Here is a 956-nt window from a genome sequence, read left to right on the forward strand (position 1 = left end):
ACGGCGGCTTTGGAAGAAGTGACGTATGGCACCTTGTTGCGCATTGTGCCTCGTATCGTCGGCGACAGATTCGCGACGCGACCAGAGATCAACTTGAGCCTTCATTTAGAAGATGGCGCAAAGATCCCAGATGGTGGTGTGGATGATCTTCCATCAGTACGTAAAACCGAAATCAGTACGTTAGCGACGGTAAAACAAGGGCAAAGCTTACTCATTGGTGGCGTATACCGAGACGAAGTTAGCCATCAGCTACGTAAAGTCCCGCTGTTGGGCGACATTCCGTACCTAGGTGCTTTGTTCCGCAGTAATACCAACACAACGCGCCGCACAGTTCGCATGTTCATTATCGAGCCGAGAATCGTGGTTGATGGCATTGGCGACAGCGTGTTGATAGGTAACGAGCATGATTTGCGCCCGAGTATTGGCCAGCTCAACAATATCTCGAACAATAGCGCAGAATTTAAATCGGTTGTTGAAGTATTCAGCTGTACGTCAAAAACGCAGGCAGAACGTTACCAGCAAGACTTACTGTCACAGCAAAAGTCCTCGCTGCTAACTCAATGTCAATTGCCGTCAGGGCAAGTAGGCTGGCGAGTCAAAGTGGCGGAATGTGACCTTTCACAGGCCGAATGTGTTCGCCCTTCAGAGGAGCCATAACCGAAATGCAGCAATGGAAAATTCGTATTTTATCCGGCGTGCATTCCGGGGTTGAAGTCACACTGCCAGAAGGCGCATTGGTTTTAGGTAGCGACGACTTTATCGCAGACCTTGTGTTATCGGATGCTGGCGTAGAAGCCAATCACTTCACCTTAGTGTGTGACAGTGAATCGGTGATGTTGCGTGGATGTCAGGACGTAACCATCAACGGTGAAAACCGAGCGGTTGGTGAATCGGGCATCGAGCTAGAACGCCACGCGGTGATCTCTGTTGGCGTGGTGAAATTTGCACTGGGTTAT

At 50.1% G+C, this 956-nt stretch carries 1 protein-coding gene and 1 pseudogene; both read left to right on the forward strand.

The features are described 5' to 3' along the window. Nucleotides 1-657, forward strand: a pseudogene (gene vscC, locus R8O10_RS24165) (SctC family type III secretion system outer membrane ring subunit VscC); the annotation flags it as partial. 5 nt (nt 658-662) lie between these two features. Continuing rightward, on the forward strand, nt 663-956 hold a 294-nt coding region (gene sctD / locus R8O10_RS24170; RefSeq protein WP_318191817.1), incomplete at its 3' end, for a type III secretion system inner membrane ring subunit SctD.

The organism is Vibrio sp. 1727 (assembly GCF_033344415.1).
Classification (GTDB): domain Bacteria; phylum Pseudomonadota; class Gammaproteobacteria; order Enterobacterales; family Vibrionaceae; genus Vibrio; species Vibrio alginolyticus.